Here is a 26,590-nt window from a genome sequence, read left to right on the forward strand (position 1 = left end):
TCAGCCTGCCGCAGGATCGCGATGATCTGAGCCTCAGTGTATCTGCTTGTCTTCATTCGAAATCTCCTCGTTCATCTTGCCGAGAAAATTCTACTTATGAAGCCCCTTACTTTCGGGGAGGATTACCCCGGCATGGAACGCCACCGGAACCAATCCCCGCAGGTGAGACTGCCTCGCGTGGATACGCGGCGCGGGGCTGGGTCCAGTCGATGCCTTAGATGGATCTACCTGGGGGCCGCACGGAGTCTCGCCCTGGATAATTCCCAAGTAGGTTGATCTACGGGAACTAACCGCCTGTTTGAAGCAGCCGTTCAGATCTGCGAGGAGGTCAGACTTGAACTGGCGCGGTGTAGCGCCCGCGACATGCAGGGTGACCTGTGCTAGTCTCCCGCCCAATACGGGAGAGGGGTTCGGCCATGACCGAGAACATCACCGACGAGATGCTGCTTAACCTGATGAAGGCCATGCACCAGCGGTTTGACCGACTGGAGCAGATCCTGCGCGAGCAGGGGGCTGCCGCCGCCGAGGAACGAGCGCATCTGGGCTTGCTGATGCAGACCTCCAGGCCCACGAGGATACCTTCCCCAGCGTCAGCGTGCGCCCCGAGCGCCTCGACCTGCGCGTGTGAGGGGAAGCCATGTTTGACATCATCGCCCCTACAGAATCGCAACTGCAGCGGCCCGAATATCACTGGCTGTTAGCTCAGGTCCGTGCATCCCAGCTGAGCAGCACAAGCTAGCGGACGAGGACGCGAAGCTCCTGTCCTAAGCACGCCACCTTAATCTCCAGCGGTCACTCGCGTCTGTGGCCGTCGGTGTCGCCTAGAGCAATGCCCGCGCAGCTATTCTCGCGGTAAGCGTCCGGCATAGGCGCCTACTTCTTCCGAGGTTGCCACCGTTTGGCGAGCTTGAGCACCTCGAGCTGATGCGTGTCGGTGTCTGGCACTGAGGGGTCGAAGGGCTCATCGTGCCACTCAGTCAGTTCATCGTGGTCCGGGTGTTTGGGATCGGCGATCGCCTCGAGGAAGTGCTGGTAACCTGGAGGTCCTCCCACGTCCTCGGGCGGGCAGCGGCCTTCAGCTTCGACCAGCCGTGGATAGAGCTGGCCCGGCAGGGGGCCGTCCGTCAGCTCCGCGGTCAGATGATGTCGCCAGTCGTCGCCGAAGTCGTAGGTGTAGACGAGCGAAGTGTGTCCTGCGGCCGCGAGAGCCTGTTGTATGGTGGCCTTGTTGGCCGGCAGGGCATCAAGCCCGAGGTGGGGATCGGGCAGGCTCCATCGGCGAGGTCCTGCCTCAAAGCTGTAGAGATGCTGGTTCTCCCAGCCCACGGCCGCCTGAAGAACGAGGTGCAGACGATCCAGTCGCAGATCCGAAGGCACCATGAGGGTCCGCGAGACGCAGGGCGTGACGTCTTCCAGAACGGCGGTGAGGCGGAGAATGCTCATGAGTTGGCCCACCTCCAAGGCAGCAGTTCGTCGATCCTGGTGATCTTGTGATCGGGCAGGCGCGCAAGGGTGTCGGCCAGCCAGGCCTGTGGGTCGACGCCGTTCAGTTTGGCCGTCTCGATCAGGGTGTAAGCGATGGCGGCGGCCTTTCCGCCCGCCTCGGAGCCGACGAACAGGTAGTTCTTCCGGCCGAGGGCGATGGCGCGCATGCCGCGCTCAGCCGTGTTGTTATCCAGCTCGAGGATGCCGTTGGCGAGATAGGGACGCAGGCGCTCCATGCGCGTCAGGGCGTAGCGGATCGCGGCAGCCAACGGGGATTTGCCTGAGATGCGGGTCAGCTGCATGGCGAACCACACTTCGAGGTCATCGAAGACCGGTGCTGCTTGAGCCTGGCGGAGTTCGGCCCGCCGATCAGGTGGCAAACCTCGAGCCTCCTTCTCGACGGCGTAGAGCCGGGCGATCCGGCGGATGGCTTCCTCGGCGATCGGGGAGGTCTGGGCGCGATGGATGTCGACGAACTTGCGTCGGACATGGGCCATGCAGGCCACCTCGCGGATGGCGCCGGAGCGATAGAGGTCTTCGAACCCGGCATAGCCATCGGCATGCATCCAGCCGTGGAAGCGGGCGAGGTGATCCTTCGGATGCTGGCCCTTGCGGTCGCCGGAGAACCGATACCAGGCGGCCGGGGGCGCCGCCCCTGCCCATGGCCGTTCGTCCCGGGCATAGGTCCAGAGCCGCGCCGTTTGTGTCTTTCCAGTGCCAGGCGCCAGCATGCGCACCGGCGTGTCATCGGCGAAGATCGCCGCGGCCGAGAGGACATGCCGGCCGATGGCATCGGCCAGTGGCGCCAGCAACGCCGTGGATTTGCCGACCCAGTCCGCCAGGGTGGAGCGGTCGAGGTCGAGGCCGTCGCGCTCGAAGATCTGGCTCTGGCGGTAGAGCGGCAGGTGGTCGGCATATTTGCTCACCAGCACATGGGCCAGAAGGCCCGGGCCGGGGCGGCCACGCTCGATGGGGCGCGAGGGCAGCGGGGCCTGGACGAACCGCTCACAGCAGGAACAGGTCAGCCGTGGCCGCACGATCCGGTTCACGATGAAGCGGCCCGGGACGTATTCCAGCTCCTCGGTCACATCTTCGCCGATCCGGCGCAGGCGACCGCCGCAATCGGCACAGGCGTCGGCACTTGGCGTCAGTTCCACTTCCATCCGCGGAATATGATCCGGGATCGGGCGGCGCTTGGGGCGGTCCTTCTCGTCAAAGTCTGGCAACCTGAGCCGCGCAGTCATCGCCGCGGCAGCGATCTCGCTCGTTTCCAGCGCCAGCTGCAGCTGCTCGGCCGTCTCGGAGGAAGCTCCAAACCGGTGTGCCCGGTGCCCGGCCAATTGATGGCGCAGCTTCTCGATCAGGATCGCCTGCGCCTTCACCTCGGCCAGGAGCCGCGCCGTGAAGCTGCGCAGCTCCTCGGGATCGTCCGGCAGGATGGCGGGCTCGTCGAGCATGAGACGAGCTTATCGGACTGGATTCCGTATGGGAATCCTCAACGATCAGGACCGGTCCCTTATCCCGCCGCCAGCGGCTGCCAGGTTCGCTGCGGGGCCCGCCAGTCGATCCCTTCCAGCAGCATCGACAGCTGCGCGGCCGTCAGGGCGATCCTGCCCTCGGTTGCGGCAGGCCAGACGAAACGCCCTCGCTCCAGGCGCTTCATGAACATGCAGGCGCCTTGGCCATCCCACCAGATCACCTTCACCAGATCGCCGCGGCGGCCGCGGAAGACAAAGAGATGCCCGCCGAAGGGATCCTGCTTCAGCACTGTCTCGGCCTGCGCGGCCAAGGCCGCGAAGCCCTTGCGCATGTCCGTGACTCCGGCCGCAAGCCAGACCCGTGTATTGACCGGAACCGGGATCACGCCCCCAGACCCCGGATCAGCCGCGCCAGAGCCTCCGGATCGTAGCGCCCCGTGATCCGCATCCGCTGCCCGCCAGCAAGTTCGATCTCGATCAAGCCCGCGCCGGCGACAGGCGCATCAGGGACAGCCGGGGCTGCCCTGGCATCCTGCACGATCTCGACCGGCAGAAACTGCACGCCCTCGGGTGAGCACCCGCCGGCTAAAGGCTCGGGCGCGAAGCGAGGATCACGCAGCCATTTGAAGATCAGGTTCGCGTTGACTGCATAACGCCGCGCGACCTGAGCAACCGAAACGCCCGGCGCAGTAGTTTGAAAGCAGATCGTCCGCTTCTCCTCGTCCGTCCAGAGCCGCTTCGTCCGACGCGTCACGCAAGCACCATAGTGTCCACCATCCATAGTGGACACTATCGAACACTCCCTGAACCCGGCAGGGCAGTCAGACCGGACGCTTACTTCTCGCGCTTATACAACGCCTGATGGACGTAAGTCAGTCGGGGCGGTCACATCGTCAGAGCCGCGAGAAGCGCTCGAACGCCACGGATGCCTCGGCTACCGACCCCGATGCACGGCTCTACAAGAAGTCGCTTGGCGCGGGCGCGATGCTCTGCTTCGTGGACCACACGCTAATAGAGAACCGCAGCGGCTTGGTCGTCCAGGCAGACCTGACGCAGGCCGATGGTCATGCCGAGCGCCGCGGCGCACTGGACATGATTCACCGCCACTCGCCCGGATCAACGCGCCGCCTGATCCTCGGCGCCAACAAGGGCTATGACAGCCCGGACTTCGTGGCTGATCTCCGAAAGGCCTGCGTCACTCCGCATGTGGCCCAAAAAGTGCGGCACTCCGCCATCGACCTCCGCACCACCCGTCATCCCGGCTACGCTCTGTCGCAGAGGCGCCGCAAGAAGATCGAGGAGCCCTTTGGTTGGGCCAAGACGGTGGCCGGCATGGCCCAGACCGTCTATCGGGGCGTTGAGTGCGTCCGGGCCAGGTTCACTTTGATCATGGCCGCCTGCAACCTCGCCTGACTGCCTCGCCTGCTGGCCACGTGATCGGGGGGAACGAGCACGAGGGCGCCGTCGCGCCCGACCACAACAGCAGTCGCCAAAACCGGCAGATCGGGAAACTGTCCCCGGCGCCTGACTTCTTCAGCAGCCTGCTAAATAGCGCGGAAAGAAGGTTAAATGGACAGATGAATGCAATTTTTCGCCATGCATCCTTGCGGATGAACCACGGGCATCGCAGAGTTTGGCCAGGCTCGATTCTAAGGTGCATCATGGCGGACAACGGCAAGCGCAAGGTGCTGCATTTAAAAGAATATTTCAAGGATTACCGCTGGTTCCCGCTTGAAGAGGCTGAAAAGCTTGCGCGCGAACTGGTCGCGTCTCCATCTGTCCGGTATGAATGCAGGAAGACGATCTTCCTGATTGATCTCTACGGCATCTACCTCCGCGTAACGGAATGGATGGCCGAAAATCGCGTCCCCATCACGACGGGGGAGTTGCCGTCGCGCATCGCGGCCTTTCTGCTCTGGAATGCGATGGAGGAAGTCCGCAAGCGGGAGCAGGCCGAAATCTCCTTCTCCGGAATGGACTTCCAAAAACTTGTCGGCGAGTTCCTTTTCCGGCGGGAGGAGGATGTTCCCACCGCCGACAGCGTCACGCATCTCGACATGCGCTGGGAGCTCTTCTACGCCCACTCGCCGCTCAAGGAGATCAAGCGCATCCTGAAGACCACAAGGAGCCTTGATCCCTCACTGGAGCGGAAGCTGGCCAACCTGCGGAAGGGTATAGTCGAGACCCCCTACGGGACTCGCGACTACCGGGTCTATGACGACTTCATTGCCAGGCTCTCTTCATGGTTGACCGCCCGATGCGCGGAACCGGGATTTTACAACATCCGCGTAAACCGGGGTGGCGTCTGCCTCGACGAGAAGGAGGTCGACATCCGTATCGCGATCCGCGCCATGGACATCATGGCCGGCAACGAGGCCGATGCGGTCTGCATCGTCTCCTCCGACCAAGATTACATGCCGCTGCATGTGCGCATCAAGGAAGCCGGGCTGAAGACATATCATGCCGATGTCGCCAAGTTCGACATGCCTGACAATATCGGCAGGAAGATCCGCGGGATGGGGGATGATGCGATCCACGTCCGCATGACGCCCGACATTCCGCACGACCTCATCAAGCAATATGTGCAGCCACCGATCCTCCTGGACCTCCATGGCGGGCAATACGAAGCCCTCTGGCGCATCATGCACGAGATGGGCGGGGAGTTCTGATCTCCCCATCGAGCACCGCCTGGCACCGCCGGTGCGGCCGCAGACGAATGGTATGGTGGAGCGGTTCAACGGGCGGATCGAGGATGTCCTGCAGAGCCATCACTTCCAAAGCGGTAAAGACCTGGAGCAAACCATCCTGCGTTATGTCCGCCTCTACAACAGCCAACTGCCCCAGTCCCTCCTCACGGGCCGAACGCCCATCAACGCCCTCAAGCATTGGCATCGGGAAAAACCAGAGCTGTTCAAGAAACAGCCGTATGATCACGCGGGATGTGACAACTAAGCCATGACGGCGTAACTGACGAAAATTAGCCTCCGGCGCGTCCGGCGCGGTTCATCCCCCAATGTGCGAATCTGCACGCACGACGCAAAACCACTATAGAGAGGCCTTCTCAGACCCGGATGGTTCTCGTAATTACGAAAAAACATACATCGAATGCCCTGTGTCATGGGACCATCGTGGGCGCAGGAGGAATATATGGATGAGCAGAGCCGGGGGAGCGTAGACGATCTGCGCAACCCTGAGATCACCTCGCTGGTTGCGGATCGGCTGAACGAACTGCGCAAGCGCCTCCTCGATTTCTCCCGCCGCAATCCGCTAGTGAACATCCAGTTTAAGACAAATGCCATCCGCGTCGTCGACGAGCTACCCGACATCATCCGCCACAATCTCTCATCGGCCCGGAAGATGAAGCTGGTCCCCTTGCCGGCGCTCGAGGAGGCGCTGCCGGACGAGCAGACCGACAGCTTCCTCGACGCGCTCCACATGGCCGGCAAGGAGGACGAGACATATCGCGCCGAAATCGCGCGCCTCGACCCGGATTCCGCGACCTATGCCGAGTTGGAGTTCAAGGCCGAGCGCGCTCTGAAGGATCGCCTGCGGGAGATGCTGGGGCTCCCGCGCCGGCAGACGAAGGACGGCCTCTCGCTGGTCGAGCATGCCAAGGCCCACGGGATCTCGCCCAGCTACATCCTGCCTACCCTCGATGACGGCGATACCGACGGGCGGCATGCGGATGGCGACATCCAGACGCTCATGCTGCCGGAGAAGCTCACGCGGTTGGCGAAATCCCTGGCCGAGAAGGCGCGGGGATTTGAGCGCGAAACGGGCGTCAACGTGCTCCATGCGGTCTTCGGCCTTCTCGAGTGGCGCGCGCCCGGCGAGCGGGAGGCACATGTCAGCCCCCTGCTGCTCCTCGAGATCAGGATCGAGCGCAGCCAGTCGAAGGATGGCCCCGTTTTCCACGTGCTGGGCGAAGGCCGGGTCTTCGTGAACACGACCCTGAAGCAGAAGCTCCTGTCGGAGCAGCAACTCGACCTTCCCGAATACGAGGGTGGTGCGGCCGAGGGCTACTTCGCCCTGATCGGCGAACTGGCCCCGAAGGGCTTTGAGTGGCATGTTCGCCGCGAGGTTGCTTTCGGCATCTTCCCATCCTCGAAGATCGCCATGTATCACGATCTCGATCCGGGGAGACGAAAGTTGGCGGAAAGCGACACCGTCGCCCGCCTGCTGGCGACCTCGGGCTCGGGCGACAGCAGCTATGCCGAGGTCTATAGCACCGACCATCCGGAGGTGGCGCGCAAGGTCCCCCATCTCGTCATGGATGCGGACGCCTCCCAGTTCTCCGCGCTTGCGGACGTGGCCGACGGAAAGCACCTCAGCATCGAGGGGCCGCCCGGATCGGGGAAGAGCCAGACGATCGTCAACCTGATCGCCGCGGCGCTCGCCGAGGGCAAGAAGGTGCTCTTCGTGGCCGAGAAGCTCACCGCGCTCGACGTGGTGAAGAACCGCCTGGAGTCCGTGCACCTAGGCGAGTTCATCCTCCCCCTCCAGGCCGGCAGCGGCATGCGCGAGCGGGTCTTCGAGAGCATCGGGGAGCGCCTCGGGCTCGTGCGCGCAGACCACGACGCCCAGCGCAACTTCACCGACCAGCAGCAGGCGCTGGAAAGCCGGCGCCGGATCCTGCAGGGATACCTCGATGCGCTGGGCTCCGATTTTGGCAGCACCGGCTTCACCGTCCACGAAGTGATCGGGCGTGCCATCGCCACAAGTGAGATCCGCGACCGGCTGCCCAAGGACATCCGGCGGATCCGCCTGTCCCATCCAGAAGCCATGGGCCCCCTGCAGATCGAGGCGGCCGCGAGCGCTGCGGAGGCCTTCGCGGAGAGGCTGGCCCGAACCGCCCGGATGCCCGGGCTCTGGATGGATGCGCGCGCCGTAATCCAGAACCGCGACCATGCGGAGGACCTGGCGGACCGCGCGGGGCAACTTGCCTATCGGATCGGCGCCTTCCAGCAGGATGCCAGCAGCGCGTCCTGCGCTCCCTTCATCGAGGGGGACATCTTCCGGGCCGATCTTGCCGCCCTCGAGGCCATGCTGGGCCTTATGGCCAGGATGGGAGAGCGGCTTGATGCCTCGCTGGTCGATGACCTGCGCGCACCCGCCCTGCGCCGCGCGGCCCGGAAGCTCTGTGCCGACATCAGCCAGCACCACGAGGCGCTGACCCAGCAGGCGGACGTGCTCACCGGCCCGGCGGACGGCCAGCTTTCCCCACGCCTCGAGGCCGCGCGCGCCTTCGCCGAGCAGAACGGCGGAGAGATCGCGCCTGCCCAGCACCGTCAGAGGGTCGAGGAGCTCGACGAGGAGATCGCCTCTGCAGATGCCGCGATCGCGGCGGCTGCCCTGCTTCCAGCAGGCTGGGCAAGGGGCGGTTCCTGCAGCCTCCATGAGATCCAGCAGCGTGCCCGAAGGATCTCCGAGGAGAGGATCGAGATCCGGCAGCTGCGGCGCGCCCTTCCCGCAGGCCAGCATGCGGGAGATCTCTGCCGGAGATACATGGCCCGCCATGCCGAGCTCTCCTCCGGGCTGGGGGAGATCCGCAGGAACCTTCGGCATGCCGGCAAGCACGACCCTAGCGTGATCAGGCAGGCCGCCGAAGCAATCGCTTCGTCAGGCTTCCTGCGCTTCCTGTCCTCCACCTTTAAGGCGGCACGGGACACCTATGTCTCCGTGGCAGGCGGACAGCCATCCGATGACCGCGAAACGATGGTCAGGCGATTGAAGGAATATGCCCGCTGGCTCGACGAGCGGGTTGGCTTCGAGCGTGACCAGCTCTTCGCCGAGGCTTACGGGGATCTTCATCAGGGCCTTGAAAGCTATACGGGGCAGATCCAGGCCTTAGCCGAGTTCCAGGCGCTCTGCGCGCGGGTCGCCGGCGGCAACGACGCCCTCAGGATGGAACTCGAGGCAGATGACCTCGCCCCTGTCGAGGCGTTCTCCCTGATGGAGGACATGCCGGACATGAGCCTGAAGGCCTTGGGCGCGAAGCGTGACAGGCTGAGGGCGGAGCGTGACCGCGAGACAGAGTTGCTCAAGGGCGCGGAAATCCATCTCGGCCTATTCAGGGATCGCGAGACCATCAGCGCCCAGCAGATCGGCAAAATCCTCTCCACGCATCGTATCCTGTCCGAACTCGCTGACGCGATCGAGGCATCGCCCGCGGCCGCGCGGATGGACTCGCGCTTCCGGGGCCCAGCAACCGAGACGGGCATCCTGGAACTCGAATGCGACCTGGCTGAGGCTATTGCCTCCTCCCACGACCAGGACCTTGCGCTCGAGGTCTTGGAAACGGGACGTGCGGTTGCCCTCCGGGATGAACTTGCCGCTCTCCTGCTGCACCGCAGCTCGATCGAGCAGGAAGCTGGCGCCCTTGCCTCCGAACTCGATCTGCCTGCCGATCTCAGGGGCGCCGCGGCCCTGTCGGAGCGGATCGCGGATCTCCGCGCGGCGGCGGCGGATCCCCTGTCGCTCCTCGGGCGTGCGCGGCTGCGGCGCAGCGAGGAGGCCCTGCGCGGACATGGGCTCGGGCTCCTGGTCGATTGGGCTGTGGCCCAGGGCAGTGCCATCGTTGCCGCGGAGTTCGCCCCGCTCACGCGTGCCATCATCGCCAAGTCCATGGCGGATCGCGCCTTCGAGATTCATGCCGACAAAATGCAGGGCTATGCCGGTGAGGACTTCGACCGGATTCGTGCGGAGATCGCGGGCAAGGACCGTGAGCTGATCCGGATCTCCCGCGATGTCGTGCGCAACCGGCTGATCGCGGAAGCGCGGCCCCCGCGCGGCAACAACATCGGCCGCAAGTCCGAGTTCACAGACATGAGCCTTGTCCATAACGAGATGAACAAGAGGAAGAACAGGATCGGCGTTCGGGACCTTACCCGCCGCGCCGGGCGGGCTCTTCTCGAGCTGAAGCCCTGCTGGATGATGTCGCCCCTTGCGGTCGCCCAATACCTGCCCGGAGATCTCGTCTACGACCTCGTGGTGATCGACGAGGCCTCGCAGATGACGCCCGAGAACGCCATCGGTGCGCTGAGCCGCGGCCGTCAGGCGGTTGTCGTGGGCGACACCAAGCAGCTTCCTCCGACCAGCTTCTTCCAGAAGATGATTGATGACAGCGATGTCGACGAGGATACCCGCGAGGACAGCGAGAGCATCCTGGACATGGCCAACACGGCGTTCCGTCCGGTGCGCCAGCTGCGCTGGCACTATCGCTCGCGCCACTCCGCCCTCATCCGCTTCTCGAACAGGTGGATGTATGACGACAAGCTGACGATCTTCCCCTCCGCGCATGAGGATGACCCGGAGATGGGTGTGGAGCTTGTCCAGCTCGATGGCGTCTACAAGGGACGGACCAACCAGATCGAGGCGCGCGCCGTGGTGGAGGCCGTGCTGAGCCACATGCGCGAGACGCCCCATCTCTCGTTGGGCGTCTGCACCATGAACTCCGACCAGAAGGAGCTGATCCTCGAGGAGTTCGAGCGCGAGCGCGACCGGAACCTCCATGTCCAGGAGTTCGTTCGCGACTGGGAAGAGCGCAACGGCGCCCTCGAGGAATTCTTCATCAAGAACCTCGAGACCATCCAGGGCGACGAGCGCGACGTGATGTTCATCTCGACGCTCTACGGCCCCGAGACCCCGGGCGGCCGGCCGCACCAGCGCTTCGGCCCGATCAACTCCGTCCATGGGCATCGCCGCCTGAACGTCCTCTTCACGCGGGCGAAGCGGAAGATCGTGACCTTCACCTCGCTCAAGCCGGGCGACATCATCGCCGACGAAACCAAGCACAAGGGGGTGCGGATGCTGCGTGCCTGGCTGGAATACTGCGGCTCGGGCGCCGTCCCGGACCGGGCGCCGGCCGGCGGCCAGACGGAGAGCCCCTTCGAGGACTTCGTCGTCTCCCGCATCGAGGCCATGGGCTACGAGGCGGTGCCGCAGGTGGGCGCGGCCGGCTACCGCATCGACATCGGCGTGCGCCATCCCGACTGGCCCTACGGCTACCTGCTCGGCGTCGAATGCGACGGCGCGGCCTATCATTCCTCGAAGTCGAGCCGTGATCGCGACCGGCTCCGCCAGGAGGTGCTGGAGGGGCTAGGCTGGCACTTCCACAGGATCTGGTCGACCGACTGGTTCAATGACCCCGCACGGGAGACCGAGAAGCTGCGCGAGGCCATCACCGCCGCTCATGAGCGCGCCAAGTCCAGCACGCCGCCGGCCCCGCGGCGGAAGATGGCAATCGTGGGGAAGGCAGCCAGTGCCCTGCCGGCAAGCGCGCCCGCGGCGGCCGGTGGCAGGCCGCAGGCTGAGCTCTTCGCTCTTCCGCAGGGGGATCTCTTCACGGAAAGCCCCGGGGGGGGCGGCATGCAAGAGGCCGTGGCCCCGACACCTCGTGCGGAGCAAGCCAGCTCCAGCCCGAGCGATGATCAGTCCATCAGGCTCGGCAGCCGCGTGAAGGTCGAGCAGCTGCCCGACGGCAAGAAGCTTGCCTTCAAGCTGGTGAAGGATGCGGGCGACCTGGAGCAGGGCAAGCTCGGCATCCATACGCCGCTGGGCGAGGCCCTGCTCGATGCGCGGCCCGGTGACGAGGTCGAATACCAGGTGGGCGTGCAGATCCGGGAGGTCAGGGTGCTCAGCGTGTCGGATGGGTAGGCGCGTGAGAGAGTTCGCATCCGAGCAGATAGTGTAATTTCACTGACACTGCTGGTGTAATCGGGGGTGGCAATGCATGAATGCCGTCGCCGTAGGCCCGACGACGACAGAGCCGTCCGATGCCGCTTCTCACTCGTCGGGCGGATCTGCCAAGTCCGCCGCCAGACAGAACTTTACGCAGAGGGCGCCAGTCAGCATGCTGCTGCCAACACCGGTGTAGATGATGGGCAGCCACTCCTGCGCGCCCACGACATAGAGGCGGTAGCACGCAATGCCGAGCATGCCCAAGCCCACGTTCTGGATCAGGTTCAGCGATAGCTTCCTTCTCTCCCGCCGGGTGCGCTCAACATCTGGCACAATCTGGATCATGACTTCACCTATCTGGTTGATTGATGTGCTCTTATGACACGTAGCTCGTGCATATGTCGGGTGGGGAGATGCACAGCGTGAGGCATCGAACTGAACCTGTGATCGGCTAGGCAGGCACGATCAATGCAGGCGCAAGGACATGGGGGCGTCGCCCAAGGCCTACCATCATGGTAGATCGATCTATCTGGCGAAAGGACTGCACTGCAGAGCCTGCAGGCTGATAGGTCGATCTACGTGATGTAGCCGCTGGCTCGAAGGAGCGCCTCCAGATCCGCGAGAAGGTCGGGCTTGACGTTCGTGTCCCGGTTCATTGCCATTGCCAGTGAGGTGTCCTGTGGCTTTCGGCCTAGTAGTTTCATGATCTCGCCGACGCGATTGCCGAACCCCCGGTCGCCCATGAACCGCTTGATCGCGTCGCGACCGTCGGCGGTCAGGTAAGTTCCATGATGGATTGTCGTCGGTCCCGGAACTGGACTGGCCACAAGCGCGCCATGGCTCAGGCCGGTTCTGCGCAGGAACTCGGCTTGTTCTGTCGGGGTCGCCTTGTTCCAGGCGTTCATCATCTCCTGCAACCGGGTCCGTGGCTTCTTGAGCCCAGCCAGTCGAAATGCCTCCGCAAGGGTGTGCTTGCCGTCCAGGACGCCCTGATAAATTGCTGGGTGCTTGGTCCTGAGCTGCCCCTCGTAGTAGCTGTTATCGCGCTTATCGGGCATAGAGTGATCTACTGCTCATCATTTCTACTGAACCAGCACCCCTGCTGGTTGTGGGTGGGATGCCGATCGGACCCTGCAGTCGGAGAGGTATACAAAACGTGCATTTGTCAATATGTCTCATTGAAAACGAGCAACGTTGCTGATTTCATATCCGGTGTTTCAAGGCCGAAAGTGATAAGAACGACATGAGCTTTTTCGATAGCCCTGTCCTGAACTCGCCCTACCATCCTCCACCACGTCATTGGGAACTCGACACCGGGGGGCGCCCGACCGACAGAATCGTCGAGGCTCGTCGCAGCTCCGAGTTGATGACGGCGCTGCCCGCGACATCCGCCACATCGGCGCGCACGCAGACCAGCATGCTCTTCGAAGATACGCTCTCAACTGCCACGACCGACATGAGCCCGTCGAAGATCGTGAACGAGCTTCGGCAGGAACTGGCCGCGTGGAGGCAGCAGACGAATCCCGCGCAGTGGAACGTCACTCCGGTCACTCAGAGACTCCTTCAGCACTGGCGTTCGATCCAGGCCGACGGAGCCCAACTGGTCCGGCCGTTCTTCTGTCAGCTCGAGGCGGCCGAGGCAGCGATCTGGCTGGCCGAGGTGGCCCCGCAGGCGGGCCGACGAGGCAAGCGCTTCCTCGACCGCATCAAGATCGCCAACAACTTCGCGGTTCTGCCGGAGGACGTCGCGCCTCCAGCAACCATGCCTGATCTGATGCGCATCGCCTTCAAGCTCGCGACCGGCGCGGGCAAGACCACGGTCATGGCCATGCTCATTGCCTGGCAGACCTTGAACGCGGTCCGTGCGCCAAACAGCCGGCGCTTCTCGCGCGGCTTCCTTGTCGTGACCCCGGGCATCACCATCCGTGACCGACTGCGCGTGCTGATGCCCAACGATCCCGAAAGCTACTATGCCTCGCGCAACCTGGTGCCGCACGACCTGCTTCCCGACATGAACAAGGCCAAGGTCGTCATCACCAATTATCACGCCTTCAAGCTGCGCGAGACATTCGATGCTGCGTCTGGCACCCGCAAGGCGTTGGAAGGGCATGGTGCGCCGCTCGACACGCTCGAGACAGAAGGCCAGATGGTCCAGCGTGTCATGGGCGATCTGATGAGCCTCAGGGACGTTGTCGTCATCAACGACGAGGCGCACCACTGCTATCGCGCGCGCCCTGCTGCGGCCCAGCCGCAAACTCTCGTGGGAGAGGAGCGCAGGGAGGCCGAGGAGAACAGCGAGGCCGCGCGGCTCTGGATCTCGGGTTTGGAGGCGCTGAACCGCCAGCAGGGCGTCAAGGTGGTCTATGACCTGTCCGCCACGCCGTTTTTCCTGTCCGGCTCGGGATGGCTGGAGGGCACGCTTTTCCCTTGGGTGATGACCGACTTCGCGCTGATGGACGCGATCGAATGCGGCATCGTCAAGCTGCCGCGCGTTCCGGTCGCGGACAACCGTGCCGACGGCGAGACGGTCATGTATCGCAACCTGTGGCCGGCGATCCGCACCAGGATGCCGGGCGGCAGCCGCAGGGGGGCCGCGAGGCTCGACCCCCAGAAGTTGCCCCTCGAGCTCAAGGTGGCGCTCGACGCACTCTACGGTCACTACGAGAAGACCTTCCGTGAGTGGGAAAAGGCTGGCGTGGGAATCCCGCCGGTGTTCATCGTCGTGTGCAACAACACGACCAGCTCCGAACTCGTCAGGGACTACATCGCCGGTTACACCCGCACGGATGACGAGGGGCACGAAACCGTCGAACAGGGGCATCTCGACCTGTTCCGCAACTACGATGACCACGGTCAGCGCCTTGAGCGGCCCCGCACCATCCTGATCGACAGCGTGGCGCTGGAAGCCGGCGGCGATGTGGACAAGGCCTTCCGTGATGCCCACGCCACCGAGATCGAGGCTTTCCGCCGCGAGCGCGCGCGGCGCGACACCGGTGCGGGCGAGATGACCGATGCCGACATCCTGCGCGAGGTGATGAACACCGTCGGCAAGGCTGGACGGCTGGGCGGTCAGGTCCGCTGCGTGGTGTCGGTCTCCATGCTGACCGAGGGCTGGGACGCCAACAACGTCACCCACATCATGGGCCTGCGTGCCTTCGGCTCGCGCCTGATCTGCGAGCAGGTGATCGGTCGGGCCCTGCGACGCCTGTCTTACGACCTTGCTCCTGAGCCCGATCTGGTGACAGGACAGCGTCTGTTCCGCCCGGAATACGCCGACATCATGGGCATCGACGGGCTGAACTTCGGCGAGCCGACCGTCAACCCGCCCCAGAAGCCGCGCGAGGTCATCCACGTCCACGCGGTCAGTCCCGAGCGCGATCACCTCGAGATCGTGTTCCCGCGGGTTGAGGGCTTCCGCACGGACTTCCCGCAGGGAACCCTCGAGATCGACCTGGCGCGGATGGAGCCCTACGTCCTCGACCCGGAGAAAGTCCGCGCCGCGACCGAGGTCCAGATGCAAGGCATCGTTGGGCAGGCGCACTTGCTGGACCTCAGGCACCTTGAGGACCAGCGTCCCTCAGCCACCGCCTACGACATCGCCAGCTATTGGATCACCCAGAAGCGCCGCGACGCGAACCAGCCCGTGGACCTGCGGCTGATCAGCAAGGCCAAGCGGATCGTCCTAGACTTCCTGAAGTCCGACCGGCTCGTCTGCCGGGGCGGCACCTTCCCGGCGCAGCTGACCTATTGGCAGCTCAAGGACGAGCTCTGCGACCTGTTCGAGGGGCTGCTGATTGACCAGCCCGGGGGCGAGCCAATCATTCGCGCGATCCTCGATCCCTTCGCGCGGGACGGATCGACCATGGGCGTGAACTTCCACACCACGAAGACCAGCCGCCATGCTCCGCGCCCGGACCGCAGCCACCTCAACTGGATCATCACCGACCAGGACTGGGAGGCGAAGCTCGCGCAGCTTCTCGACCACCACCCCGACGTCGCGTCCTACGCCAAGAACCACAACCTCGGCTTCGAGGTGCCCTACACGCGCGAGGGCGAGGCGCACCGCTACCGGCCCGACTTCCTGATCCAGCTGAAGACCCCTGAAGGGGAACCGCCGACGACGCTGGTGATCGAGGTCAAGGGCTTTCGGGGCCACGATGCGCCGCTGAAGGCTGCGGCCATGCGCGACCGATGGGTCCCGGCAGTCAATCGCCTCGGCACCTTCGGCCGCTGGGGCTTCGCCGAACTTCGCGCTTTGCACGACTTCCGTCCCGACCTGGACGCTGCAATCGGCGCGCTGCTGAGGACAGTGGAGCCGGCATGACCCAGATCACCTTCGGCCGCCTGAGCGACCTCTCCCCCCGCGAGGCCTGGCCGCATGAGGCCCATTCCTTCACCCCCTGGCTGGCCCAGAACATCGATCAGCTGGCTGAGGTGATCGGCATCCCCCTGGAACTGACCGGCACCGAGATCGCGGTCGAGACCTTCGCCGCCGACATCCTGGCACGCAACGCCGACGACGGCACCGTCGTCCTGATCGAGAACCAGCTCGAGCAGACGGACCACACTCATCTCGGCCAGATCATGACCTACCTCGCCGGTCTGGACGCGCAGACCGTCATCTGGATTGCACCGCGCTTCCGCGAGCCCCACCTCTCCGCAATCCGCTGGCTGAACGCGCACACGACCGAGGGCTTCGGCTTTTTCGCGGTCCGCCTGCGCGTGGTCCGCATCGGCGACAGCCCTTACGCTCCCGTGTTTGAGGTTGTCGAGAAGCCCAGCAACTGGGACCGCAAACTGCAGCGCCTCACTGGGTGGGACCGCAGTCCCAAGGAAGTTCGAGCAGAATACTGGCGGACGTTCGACGAGCGCTTCCCCAACTCCCGCCTTCAGGAATGGGGCGAGTATCGCTTCGCTTATGTCGATGCTGACGAAGACCTCTTCGTAAGTCTCTTTGTAAACCGGGACCGCTGTGGGATCTGCGTTGGCTCTGAAAGCGCAGAAAACTGGGAAGACTTCCACCGTCTCTTCGGCGGTCGGTTGCGCCAGCTGGTAGAGCGGCTTGGGCCTATCGGAGAACGCAAAGATCTTACTGCGTTCTCCCGGTCCGCACGAGGGAATCTGATGAACCCGGAAAGCTGGCCGGAGATGCATATGTGGCAACACGAGCAGCTTCAACGCTATCTAACCGCCCTGAACGAAGTATTGGGAGGAGAGGCCTGATGGCGCCGAATGACACGCGAGTTGATACCATCACCCACGGGCAGACCCGCGCCAACATCCCCTCGGCCGAGTTCGAGCCGGTGATGCCCGAGAATGACCGCGCGCCCATCCGCACCGCATGGGAACGCCGCAACCGCGACCTTGACCCGCAGCTTGTCTGGCGCGGCAAGGACTTGGACCAAGCGGAACTGACCGTCGATGCGCCGCCGATCTACCTGCAGGAGCAGGTGCACCCCAAGGCGCTGATCGACGACCTGCGCAGCGGCAAGGAACGCGCCGACGACCTGTTCGGCCATTTCGGCGTGACCGAGGACGACCGCGAGGCCGAGGTCGAGTTCTATCGCCACAGCCGCAAGTGGTCGAACCGGATGATCCTGGGCGACGGGCTGCAGGTCATGGCCTCGCTGGCGGAACGTGAAGGGCTGCGCGGGCAGGTGCAGGCGATCTATGTCGATCCGCCCTATGGTATCCGCTTCAATTCCAACTTCCAGTGGTCAACCACCTCGCGCGACGTCAAGGACGGCAACCTCGCCCATCTGACGCGAGAGCCCGAGCAGGTGAAGGCTTTCCGCGACACCTGGCGCGACGGCATTCACTCCTATCTGTCCTACCTGCGCGACCGGCTGGTGGTGGCACGCGAGCTGCTGACCGAGAGCGGAAGCTGCTTCGTCCAGATCGGGGACGAGAACGTCCATCGCGTGCGGGCGCTGATGGATGAGGTTTTCGGAGAGGACAATTTCATCTCGATGATATCCACCCAGACTTCTGGGGGCTCAACAGGTGTTTTTCTGCCCGGTGTTACTGACTACATTCTCTGGTATAGTAAAAATCGAGATCGAACTAAGTTCAGGATAATCGCTTTTGAAAAAGCGGTTGGAGGCGAGGGAGCGGCAAAGTATTCTCGGGCGCGACTTCCCGACTATCAGTCGCGAACACTTTCCGCAGTTGAACGACAAGGCAAGAAGGAAGTCCCCTCGGGCCACCGTGTTTATCGACAAGACAACTTGACAAGTCAGAGTGTGGGTCGCGACAAAGGCGAAGGCGCTGCCTCATGGTTCGGTGTTAAGATTGAAGGTCTGGAAATAAAGCCCTCTCTGAAAGTCAGGTGGAAAACAAACGAACTCGGGATGATGCGCCTTCAAAAGGTTGACCGGATTGAGAGGACCGGTAATTCGTTGTCCTATGTTCGATTTCTTGACGACTATTCTGCGGTAGCACTCAACAACGCGTGGTCTGATATCGGTGGCGTTCAGAGCCGGGCAGACCCGAAGGTCTATGTAGTTCAGACACCGGTAACGGCTATCCAGCGCTGCCTCCTCATGACCACCGATCCGGGCGACCTCGTGCTGGATCCGACCTGCGGCTCGGGCACCACCGCCTATGTTGCCGAACAATGGGGCCGGCGCTGGATAACCATCGACACTAGCCGCGTGGCGCTAGCCCTCGCCCGCGCCCGGATCATGGGCGCAAAATATCCTTGGTATCTGCTGGCCGACAGCCGCGAGGGCCAGCGGAAGGAGGCCGAGGTTTCCCGCTCCGCCCCCGTGACTCACGCCACTCACAACGACATCCGCCACGGCTTCGTCTATGAGCGCGTGCCCCACGTCACCCTGAAATCCATCGCCAACAACGCCGAGATCGACGTGATCTGGAACCGGATGCAGCCTGCCGTTGAGGCGGCGCTTTCCGGTTTGAACGAATGTATGCTTGGGTTCCCCTGCGAGCATGAGATCGCAACCGGCGGTCGCAAGGGACAGCGTCTCAATTTCCTCGAGACGGATTGGACGGAAATGCCGTCTGGCGAAGAGGCGCCTACGCACGGGTTCATGGAATGGGAAGTGCCCCGCCAGCACGGAACGCCGATGCTGGGAGAGTTGCTGGATAACTGGCGAAAAGCCGTGTGGCTCACTGGTAACCGTCCATCCCGGTTTGGTAAAGCGGTAAAGCGCAAACCGGATCATGTTGACGAGACTCGGGCGAACGACCGGAGATTCGAGCTCAACAGCCTAATCGATAATATGAATGACCTGATGCTGGGAGGCGGAAGCTGCGGTGAATATCATATTACCGTTCCTGCGTTCCACTTCACGCCTGACAACCTCATGGAACTGGAGGGGGCCGAGACTGGTGAGCCAGTCGTTCCGTGGCCGGTGGAAGCCCAGAGTTACCTCAAGGAATTCTGGCAAGCCCGCATCGCCAGGCAGGCGGAAATCGACGCGTCCATCGCTGCCCGCGCCGATCACGAATATCTCTACGACAAGCCCTATGAGGACCGGAAACGCGTCCGCGTAGCCGGTCCCTTCACCGTGGAAAGCCTGTCGCCCCACCGCACCCAAGCGGTGGACGAGCATGGCGAGTTGATCGACGAGGTAGACGCCGCCCACGGGACCCGTCCGACGTCCGAGCAGGAGGCCGAGAATTACTACAAGGCCATCATCGAGAACCTGGCGAAGTCCGGCGTCCACCAGCAAAACAAGGCCGACCGCATCCTGTTCGACAGCCTGACGCCTTGGGACGGTCAGTGGATCGCCGCCGAAGGCCGCTATCAGGAAGGCGAGACGCCGCGGCGTGCCGGCATCTTCATCGGCCCCGAATACGGCACTGTTAGCCGCGCCGACCTCGTGGATGCCGCCCGCGAGGCAGCCGACGCCGGCTTCGACATCCTGATTGCCTGCGCCTTCAACTTCGAGGCCCATGCCCAGGAGTTGCACAAGCTCGGCCGCGTCCGCATCCTGCACGCCCGCATGAACGCCGACCTGCACATGGCGGGCGACCTGAAGGCCGGAGGCGGCAACCTGTTCGTCGTCTTCGGCGAGCCCGACATTGAACTGGTGGAAGAGGGCGATCGCCTGCGGGTCGAGTTGAAGGGCGTGGACATCTATCGCCCCCAGACCGGCAAGGTCGAAAGCAGCGACGCCGAGGACATCGCCTGCTGGTTCATCGACACCGACTACTCGGGCGAGAGCTTCTTCGTCCGCCATGCCTACTTCCCGGGCGCTGACGTGCCCTACAAGCAGCTGCGCGCGACCCTGAAGGGCGAGATCGACGAAAACGCCTGGGAGAGCCTGAAACGCACCGTCTCGCGGCCCTTCGTCCGGCCGAAGTCGGGGCGGATTGCGGTCAAGGTGATCAACCACCTGGGGGATGAGGTGATGAAGGTGATGGGGGTATAGGAATGGGCCGCGGCGGATATTCGGGCGGGAGTTCCGTTTTTCACCCGAGTTATGAGTTTCGTGGATATAGCAGCGACAATGAGAACCGGGAGAAGGAACCTCGAAAGCTGACGCCTACTCAGTTGCGTTTGGCTGAGATATCTGAAGCGCGAAGGCGTGAGGTTGAGCGGGAGGAGGCGCTGGAACTTCGCCGTCATGAGGAAGCGAGGGCGTGGCTGGAAGGGTCTTTTCGCAAGTGACCGTCCTCATCGCCTCCACCTTTACCAAGTCCCTCGACCGCCTGACTCCCCAGGAGCAGGCGCAGGTCAAGGTCACCGCGTTCGACATCCAGCAGAACCCGGAGAGCGCCAGCCTGTCGCTGCACCGGCTCGACCGCGCCCGCGATACCGACTTCTGGTCCGCTCGGGTGAACCGTGATCTGCGCATCATCCTGCACAAACGCGGGGGCGACACCCTGCTGGCCTATGTCGGCCATCACGACGACGCCTACGCCTGGGCCGAGCGGCGGCGACTGGAGACCCATCCCCGGACCGGCGCGGCACAGATCGTCGAAATCCGTGAGACCGTCGAGGAGGTGGTCGTCCATCGCTATGTGGAGGAAGCAATCGGAAAGCCGCTGCTCTTTGCTGGGGAGAGCGACGACACCTTGCTGGACTGGGGCGTGCCGGCTGACTGGCTCGCGACCGTGCGTCAGGCGACCGAGGATACGGTGCTCGACATCGCCGGGCACCTGCCCGAGGAAGCGCAGCAGGCGCTGCTCTCGGCAGCTGTGGGCGAGCGGCCCGAGGTCCGCATCGTGCCGCAAGTCGATCCCTACTCGCATCCAGACGCGCAGCGGCGCTTTCGCGTCATCGGCGACCAGGCCGAACTCGAAGCTGCGCTCGATGCACCGTGGGACGAGTGGGCCGTCTTCCTGCACCCCGCCCAACGCGAGTTCGTCGAGCGGGACTTCAACGGCCCGGCCCGGGTCATCGGATCGGCCGGAACCGGCAAGACAGTCGTGGCGCTGCACCGCGCGGTGCGCCTTGCATCGCAGGGCACGCAGGCACAGGTTCTCGTCGCCACCTTCAACGCGGGGCTGGCGCAGGGGCTGGCAAGCAAGCTCGACCACCTGACGACGGGCCGGCCAGAGGTTCGCGCCCGCATCACCGTGGATACGCTTGGCGCCATTGCCGCGCACCTGGCCGCCGAGGCCCAGGAGAGTGTCACGGTCGCGTCCGACGCCGAGGTGGAGGCTCTGCTCGACAAGGCGGCAGATGCGACCGGCAGCACCATCGACAGAAGCTTCCTCAAGGACGAGTGGCGCCTTGTGGTCGATGCTTGGGACGTGCGCGACGGCGACGCCTATCGGGACCTGCCGCGGCTGGGCCGAAAGGTGCGCATGGCAGCCTCGCGCCGCGACGAGCTCTGGGCCGTGTTCGCGGGGGTGCGGGCGGCGCTGGAGGCGCAGGGGAAGGAAACCGCGGCAGGGTTGATGCACCGCCTAAGCCGAGAGATGAAGCAGGCCCCCTTCACCCATGTCGTCGTCGACGAGGCGCAGGACATCTCGGTGCCTGAACTTCACCTGGTCGCCACGATGGCAGGCGACCGCCCCAACGGCCTGTTCTTCGCCGGCGACATTGGACAGCGTATCTTCCGCTCGGCCTTCCCCTGGAAATCTGCAGGCATCGACGTGCAGGGCCGATCCAGGAGCCTGAAGGTGAACTACCGCACCTCGCACCAGATCCGGACCCGGTCCGATCTGCTCTTGCCGCCGCGACTGCTAGAGGTCGATGGCAGCGAGGAACGGCGGGTGGGGGTCTCCTCCGTGTTTCATGGTCCGATACCCCGTGTCGAGATCTTCGACGGTCCAGCGGACGAGAGCGCGGCCGTCGGGGCCTGGATCGAGGAGTGCCGGAGCGAGGGCATCGCGCCCGCCACGATCGCGGTTCTTGTGCGGTCTGAGGCCGAGATCCCACGTGCCAAGGCCGCCTTGGCCGCTGCCGGTGATCAGGACGTGCCCATAAAACTCATGCATGACGCCAAGGGGCAGGAATATCGGGCCGTTGCGGTCATGGCCTGTGATGCAGACGTGTTGCCGAACGAGGACCGACTGCATTCGGCAAGCGACGCACGCGCCCATCGCGAGATTTACGACACCGAGCGCCACTTGCTGTATGTTGCCGCAACCCGGGCACGCGAGCGACTGTGGCTCTCGGCTTGCACGCCTGCATCGGAGTTCCTTGAAGACCTCCTCATGTCTTGAATCGGCATGAGCAGCACCGATGGACGTTCAGGTGTTCATCCCAAGCGCAAAGCCGGCTCGCTGAAGCGTATGAAGGCATCTAAGCTTTGGTCATTGTCAACATGAAGATGGTAGAGACCAATCACAAACCGCTATACACAACGCTATACAAGAAGCAATACACAGGTCATCAATTTACTTAAATATCAACGCGCTATATGTTAAATGCGACCACCTCGAAGGACACCGCCTCCGCCACTTGCCCTCGCGAAAGCGTTCTCCCCATCCGGCTGCGGCCGGATTTTCTCGTTGTATTCGAGGGTTATGCGGGAGGGGCTGTTAACCGGGCTACGCCCCGAAGGGCGCGCATGCGTTCTCTCCGGGCCGATATTCTCCGGACCTGTTAACCGCGCGCGGTCCGGTTAAGCCGATCAAGGCCCTGATAATGAAGGGTTTTGGGCCACAGATCATTCGTAACCGTTGTGACAGCCGTATCCATGCCGCAGGGAACTGGCGTCGAACTCTGTGATGGTTAGGGCAAGTAATCGAATGCATCCGCGCTTTCATACAGAGCCTTGATGGTTGTCGCGGTAGAAACTGACGCGCGCGTCGCGGCTTCCTTCAGGTCCAGAACACGGAACTTGTCACCGATCTTCGCAACGGCCTCGATCCGACGATACTGATCGCCGAAGCGTTCTGCGTACTGCGCCAGCCCCTTGAGCTTCGGCATCGCGTCGCCGAACTGAATGCCGTGCGGATCGACGATATCGGCGGCGACGGTCCCATCGTCCTGCTGAACGAAAAATACGAAGTCGGGCCTGACAATCCTTGGTTCGCCACCATCCTCGTAAATGATGCCAAGCGAGTCCTGGCTGGCGCGCGACGGGTTCCGGTACCACGCGACGGCTCCCGCCCGCGCGAGTTCGGATTTCACCACTTCACCTTCCCAGGAATTGAAGTCCTCGGGGAACATCCCATGCTCATCGCACAGCATGTGCCGCTCGAAAGATGGCAGCGGGGTCTCTGAGCCGTTCGCCTCGCGGATCGTCGTCGGCTGCATCCAAGACGTCGGTCGAGCCAGGTCCACATCCATGGGGTTCGCGCTCATCTCCCGGATCTGGCGATACACGTCCTGACGCTCGTCGGAGAGGTTCTTGATGTCGACCCGGAAGCGAGTGAGCCATTGGTTCGCGAGTTTCTCGGCCTCAGCCTCAAGTGTCTCTCGGATGCCGGGAACCAATCCTAAAGCGCCAATCGTGACGTGCGCATCGATGAGAGCGGCCTCCATGTCGTCCGCATCGCCTTCGCTCCGCGCCAGGTAGTCGCTGTACGACGTCGCGAGATCCGGACTGATCGCACGGCCCGCCCTGCGATATGCGTCTTCGATCACGGCGTAGTCCGCTTCCTCGAGGAAGTCGTCGAACGACATGCCGCCGCCTTTCAGGTCGGCCTTCAGGCTCTTGCCTTCGACTGTCAGGACCGATTTGCGGGCAGTCTCGATTTCCGCCTTGTAGCGCGCTCTGGCTCCATCGAGCACCTTGTGCATTTCCGCATGAGCAGCCTTGCCAGCGTCCTCGAGCAGGCCATCCACGGCCAGCTCGTGCGCCAGCGAGGTCAGTCTCTTGACTGGACGGGCATGCCGCTTCGGCAGGGATTGGGAAGGCAGCGAGAGCAGCTTGTCCCACACCGGCTCAGGGATCGAAGGATTCGGCTTCAACTCGACGGGGTTGATCAGCACGCGGCGGCCCGGCAGGTCGTCGCCACCGTCCCCGCCGGACATCAGCGCCTTGGCGACGTCCTTGACCGAGGCTTCGTCGAAGAACGGAAGCAGGCAATCGACCGAGTTCAGTCGTTCGTTGCCCGGGATCCGCCGCGCCAGTGGTGTGCGCACCATGCGCCCCAGCAGCTGCGTGATGTGCGTCTTGTCCCGAGCGGGCCGGAACGACACCATGACTTCAGCACGCGGGCAGTCCCAACCCGTGCTGATGGCGTCCTTCGCGATCAGGATCCGGACCCACGTCGATTCCTGAACGCGTTCGGGCGAGATGTAGGGCACGGTGTGGCGGCCGAAGGTCTGGGTGGAGTGTTCCCCGAACACATGCGCCACCGCATCCTCGGGCAAGTCCGGCCACTGCGTGAAGATGGTGTCGAGAGCCCGGCCGATGTCGTTGTGATCGGGCGCGTTCGGGACCTGCAGAACCATAAGGGGCAGCACTGTTCCGGCATCGTCTTGCTGCTGGCCATAGGCCTCCCAGGCGGAGGAAATCTCCTTCAGCTTGTCGGTGCCGCGGCGCACCAGCACGGTATCGAACTGGCCCGCCTCTTTCGGCACGTCCAGGATGATCGTGTCCTTCAGAAGACCTGACGCCTGGACCTTGGCGGAATCCACCACCACGTTCGGCAGGGTCGCGCGCCCCGTCATGTCGGTCATTGCGGCGTTGAACCGCTCGACCGTGGCCGAGATGCCCCAGACGACCGGGATGCCGGGGACCGGTCCCGAGCCGTTGATCAACCGCTTGACGATAGTGGTCTTCTCACCCGCGCCGGTCGCGGCGCGCATCCCGCGATGCGCCTCATCGAGCACGAGGTAAAGCGTCAGCGCCGGATCATCGATGGTGTTCTGGATCGTGTCCCAGATGGTGAAGGAGCGACTGTCAGGCATCAGCCGGATCTGGCCGTCTTTCTCGATCCCCTCGTCATCGGGATCGTGTCCGCGCACCAGGAGGCTCGACTTGCTCAGCTTCTGGGTATTCAGGAAATAGACCTTCCCCGGTTCCAGCACCTCGCGCTGGAACGTGCTTTGCACCACCACAAGGTCCGAGATCGAAAGTCTGTCCGATGCCTCGAGCAGGCGGAAGCGCGACTGCTCGTTCAGGGACGGATCATCACTGAACCAGATCACCACTGCACCCGGTTCGGGCTCGATGTCGTAGTTGTCGTCGCCGTGAAAAAGCGCCTCGAACACGGCCGCCGCCATGACGGTCTTGCCCGCACCCGTGGTGGCCGTCAGCGAGAAAGCATGTTTGTCGCCGTCCTCGCGCCAGCGACGCGAGGCCTTCTTGAGGTTCACCAGAACCTCCCGAACGGCTTCTTCCTGATAATCCTTGAGTGTGAACTTCATGGCTCAGCGGCCCATCGAAAAGCGGAAATTGGAGAGGTAGGACTCGTAGAGCCGCACCGGTTCGACGCTGTCGGGCAGTGCTCGCGCCACCGCCTGAAACCGGCGGTCGTCATCTGTCACGACGTAGGCGATGCGCAGGGTCGGCTGGGCGGCGGCGGCATCGCAAAACGCGGCAGCGCGGTCCAAGTCGACGAGCAGACCGTAGGTGTCGGCCAGGTCCCAGCCGTTGGCAGGAAGATCGTCGATGCGGCGCCCCTCCGATCCGGCGCGCATCCACAACAGCGGCGCAATGCGCTGGAAGGCGAGGTTGTGGCTGACAGCGACCGGCGCTTCGTACGTCAGCGTGAAGAACTCGGCGTTCTCCTTAAATCCTTCAGCCATCGGGAATTCGTCGGTGAACTTGTAGTCGCCCTTTATGGCCTTGCCTTCGGGGGTTTTGCCGGTAATGGCGGCCGCGATGCGCGGCTTGGTGATATAATCGCAGATGCCCCATTGCTCCCATTTCGGATCACCAGGGCGTAGGCCCTTGCTGCGCAAGGAGGCCTGTTCATCCGCACCGGCCTCGTTGTTTGTGACCGAGATGCACTGCCGATTCCCGTTATCTTGACGGTTGAGCCGCATCACCGAATGGGCTGTTGTTCCGGAACCGGAGAAGAAGTCGAGGATAATAGCGTCGGGTTTCTCTTTAACAAAGAAGCGGAGAGCATCCTCGACGGCGTAAAGCGACTTCGGGAATGGAAACTTTCGTTTTGGAATGAAGTATTCGAGCAACCCGGATCCATGCTCTGAAGCATTGTGGGAAGCTATTTTCCACTGAGTGGGTGCAATTCGGCTGTCCTCATCCTCCTTCCTATAAGCAATCAATGAGCCATCGTCAGCTCGGCCGACTAGGTCATATGAATCAGACTGCGCGTCTCTGTAAGCACCATCTGGAAGGTAGTTCACGACAAATCCGTAAGCCGTTGGCCGGCCGAGACGGATCCTGCCTTGCTTGATTCGTTCTCTAAGTTCGCCAGCAGAGATTTGCCAGCGCCCCTGTGAGCCATCGCGGCGGATTGGCAGAATGGTAACCAATCCCTCGGTAATCCTCCCCGAAAGTAAGGGGCTTCATAAGTAGAATTTTCTCGGCAAGATGAACGAGGAGATTTCGAATGAAGACAAGCAGATACACTGAGGCTCAGATCATCGCGATCCTGCGGCAGGCTGA

14 protein-coding genes and 3 pseudogenes are annotated in these 26,590 nt (G+C 63.3%); 9 read left to right on the forward strand and 8 right to left on the reverse strand.

Translation table 11 applies throughout. From position 1 onward, the window contains the following. Positions 1-416: 416 nt before the first annotated feature. Positions 417-701, forward strand: a complete 285-nt coding sequence (locus H5395_RS15460; RefSeq protein WP_182793458.1) for a hypothetical protein — start codon at positions 417-419, stop codon at positions 699-701. A 172-nt stretch (positions 702-873) separates the two neighbouring features. Here H5395_RS15460 and H5395_RS15465 read toward each other — a convergent pair whose 3' ends face one another. The 4 genes from H5395_RS15465 to H5395_RS15480 are packed head-to-tail and all read right to left on the reverse strand — an operon-like array spanning position 874 to position 3,717. Then, complete coding sequence (locus H5395_RS15465; RefSeq protein WP_182793459.1) at positions 874-1,443, reverse strand: plasmid pRiA4b ORF-3 family protein; 570 nt, start codon at positions 1,441-1,443, stop codon at positions 874-876. After that, entirely contained in the window at positions 1,440-2,942 is a 1,503-nt protein-coding gene (locus H5395_RS15470; protein ID WP_182793460.1) for an IS66 family transposase, read from the reverse strand. Before H5395_RS15470 ends, H5395_RS15465 begins: the two co-directional genes overlap by 4 nt. Before the next feature lie 59 nt (positions 2,943-3,001). Continuing rightward, positions 3,002-3,349: an IS66 family insertion sequence element accessory protein TnpB gene (gene tnpB, locus H5395_RS15475; RefSeq protein ID WP_182793461.1), complete on the reverse strand. Its 348-nt coding sequence runs from the start codon at positions 3,347-3,349 to the stop codon at positions 3,002-3,004. Next, complete coding sequence (locus H5395_RS15480; RefSeq protein ID WP_370576479.1) at positions 3,346-3,717, reverse strand: transposase; 372 nt, start codon at positions 3,715-3,717, stop codon at positions 3,346-3,348. Before H5395_RS15480 ends, tnpB begins: the two co-directional genes overlap by 4 nt. Before the next feature lie 149 nt (positions 3,718-3,866). On the opposite strand from H5395_RS15480, the pseudogene H5395_RS15485 reads away from it, so the two are divergent. The 4 genes and pseudogenes from H5395_RS15485 to H5395_RS15500 all read left to right on the forward strand — a co-directional run. After that, positions 3,867-4,376, forward strand: a pseudogene (locus tag H5395_RS15485) (transposase); the annotation flags it as partial. A 248-nt stretch (positions 4,377-4,624) separates the two neighbouring features. Further along, a complete protein-coding gene (locus H5395_RS15490) occupies positions 4,625-5,632 on the forward strand; it encodes an NYN domain-containing protein (protein ID WP_182793463.1) in 1,008 nt (335 codons plus the stop codon). 1 nt (position 5,633) lies between these two features. After that, positions 5,634-5,915: pseudogene (locus H5395_RS15495) on the forward strand (integrase core domain-containing protein); the annotation flags it as partial. 195 nt (positions 5,916-6,110) lie between these two features. Next, positions 6,111-11,618 carry a DUF4011 domain-containing protein gene (locus H5395_RS15500; protein WP_182793464.1) on the forward strand — a complete coding sequence of 1,836 codons (5,508 nt, stop codon included), beginning with the start codon at positions 6,111-6,113 and terminating at the stop codon, positions 11,616-11,618. A 129-nt stretch (positions 11,619-11,747) separates the two neighbouring features. Here the strand turns inward: H5395_RS15500 and H5395_RS15505 are convergent, their stop codons facing one another. Continuing rightward, on the reverse strand, positions 11,748-11,987 hold the full coding sequence (locus H5395_RS15505) for a hypothetical protein (protein ID WP_182793465.1): 240 nt from the start codon (positions 11,985-11,987) through the stop codon (positions 11,748-11,750). Positions 11,988-12,217: 230 nt separating this feature from the next. Continuing rightward, on the reverse strand, positions 12,218-12,700 hold the full coding sequence (locus H5395_RS15510; protein ID WP_182793466.1) for a hypothetical protein: 483 nt from the start codon (positions 12,698-12,700) through the stop codon (positions 12,218-12,220). Positions 12,701-12,885: 185 nt separating this feature from the next. On the opposite strand from H5395_RS15510, the gene H5395_RS15515 reads away from it, so the two are divergent. The 4 genes and pseudogenes from H5395_RS15515 (at position 12,886) to H5395_RS15530 (ending at position 22,283) form a co-directional block, all read left to right on the forward strand. Next, positions 12,886-15,966, forward strand: coding sequence for a BPTD_3080 family restriction endonuclease (locus H5395_RS15515; RefSeq protein WP_182793467.1), 3,081 nt, complete (start codon positions 12,886-12,888; stop codon positions 15,964-15,966). Next, positions 15,963-16,865 (forward strand): hypothetical protein, encoded by a 903-nt coding sequence (locus tag H5395_RS15520; RefSeq protein WP_182793468.1) that lies wholly within the window; start codon positions 15,963-15,965, stop codon positions 16,863-16,865. Before H5395_RS15515 ends, H5395_RS15520 begins: the two co-directional genes overlap by 4 nt. A gap of 395 nt (positions 16,866-17,260) precedes the next feature. Then, positions 17,261-18,295 (forward strand): annotated as a pseudogene (locus H5395_RS19550) (site-specific DNA-methyltransferase); the annotation flags it as partial. 1,978 nt (positions 18,296-20,273) lie between these two features. Then, on the forward strand, positions 20,274-22,283 hold the full coding sequence (locus tag H5395_RS15530; protein WP_182793469.1) for a UvrD-helicase domain-containing protein: 2,010 nt from the start codon (positions 20,274-20,276) through the stop codon (positions 22,281-22,283). Between the two features lie 511 nt (positions 22,284-22,794). On the opposite strand, the gene H5395_RS15535 is transcribed toward H5395_RS15530, so the two are convergent. Beyond that, on the reverse strand, positions 22,795-25,383 hold the full coding sequence (locus tag H5395_RS15535) for a DEAD/DEAH box helicase (protein WP_182793470.1): 2,589 nt from the start codon (positions 25,381-25,383) through the stop codon (positions 22,795-22,797). 3 nt (positions 25,384-25,386) lie between these two features. Beyond that, a complete protein-coding gene (locus H5395_RS15540) occupies positions 25,387-26,328 on the reverse strand; it encodes a DNA methyltransferase (protein WP_220495074.1) in 942 nt (313 codons plus the stop codon). Positions 26,329-26,590: the final 262 nt, after the last annotated feature.

Origin of the sequence: Paracoccus sp. MC1854 (assembly GCF_014164635.1) — a bacterium.
Lineage (GTDB): Bacteria > Pseudomonadota > Alphaproteobacteria > Rhodobacterales > Rhodobacteraceae > Paracoccus.

Coding starts and splice junctions, on each gene's coding strand:
- H5395_RS15460 (WP_182793458.1), top strand. CDS start 417: ATGACCGAGAACATCACCGACGAGATGCTGCTTAACCTGATGAAGGCC.
- H5395_RS15490 (WP_182793463.1), top strand. CDS start 4,625: ATGGCGGACAACGGCAAGCGCAAGGTGCTGCATTTAAAAGAATATTTC.
- H5395_RS15535 (WP_182793470.1), bottom strand. CDS start 25,383: ATGAAGTTCACACTCAAGGATTATCAGGAAGAAGCCGTTCGGGAGGTT.
- H5395_RS15465 (WP_182793459.1), bottom strand. CDS start 1,443: ATGAGCATTCTCCGCCTCACCGCCGTTCTGGAAGACGTCACGCCCTGC.
- H5395_RS15505 (WP_182793465.1), bottom strand. CDS start 11,987: ATGATCCAGATTGTGCCAGATGTTGAGCGCACCCGGCGGGAGAGAAGG.
- H5395_RS15520 (WP_182793468.1), top strand. CDS start 15,963: ATGACCCAGATCACCTTCGGCCGCCTGAGCGACCTCTCCCCCCGCGAG.
- H5395_RS15470 (WP_182793460.1), bottom strand. CDS start 2,942: ATGCTCGACGAGCCCGCCATCCTGCCGGACGATCCCGAGGAGCTGCGC.
- H5395_RS15500 (WP_182793464.1), top strand. CDS start 6,111: ATGGATGAGCAGAGCCGGGGGAGCGTAGACGATCTGCGCAACCCTGAG.
- H5395_RS15515 (WP_182793467.1), top strand. CDS start 12,886: ATGAGCTTTTTCGATAGCCCTGTCCTGAACTCGCCCTACCATCCTCCA.
- H5395_RS15510 (WP_182793466.1), bottom strand. CDS start 12,700: ATGCCCGATAAGCGCGATAACAGCTACTACGAGGGGCAGCTCAGGACC.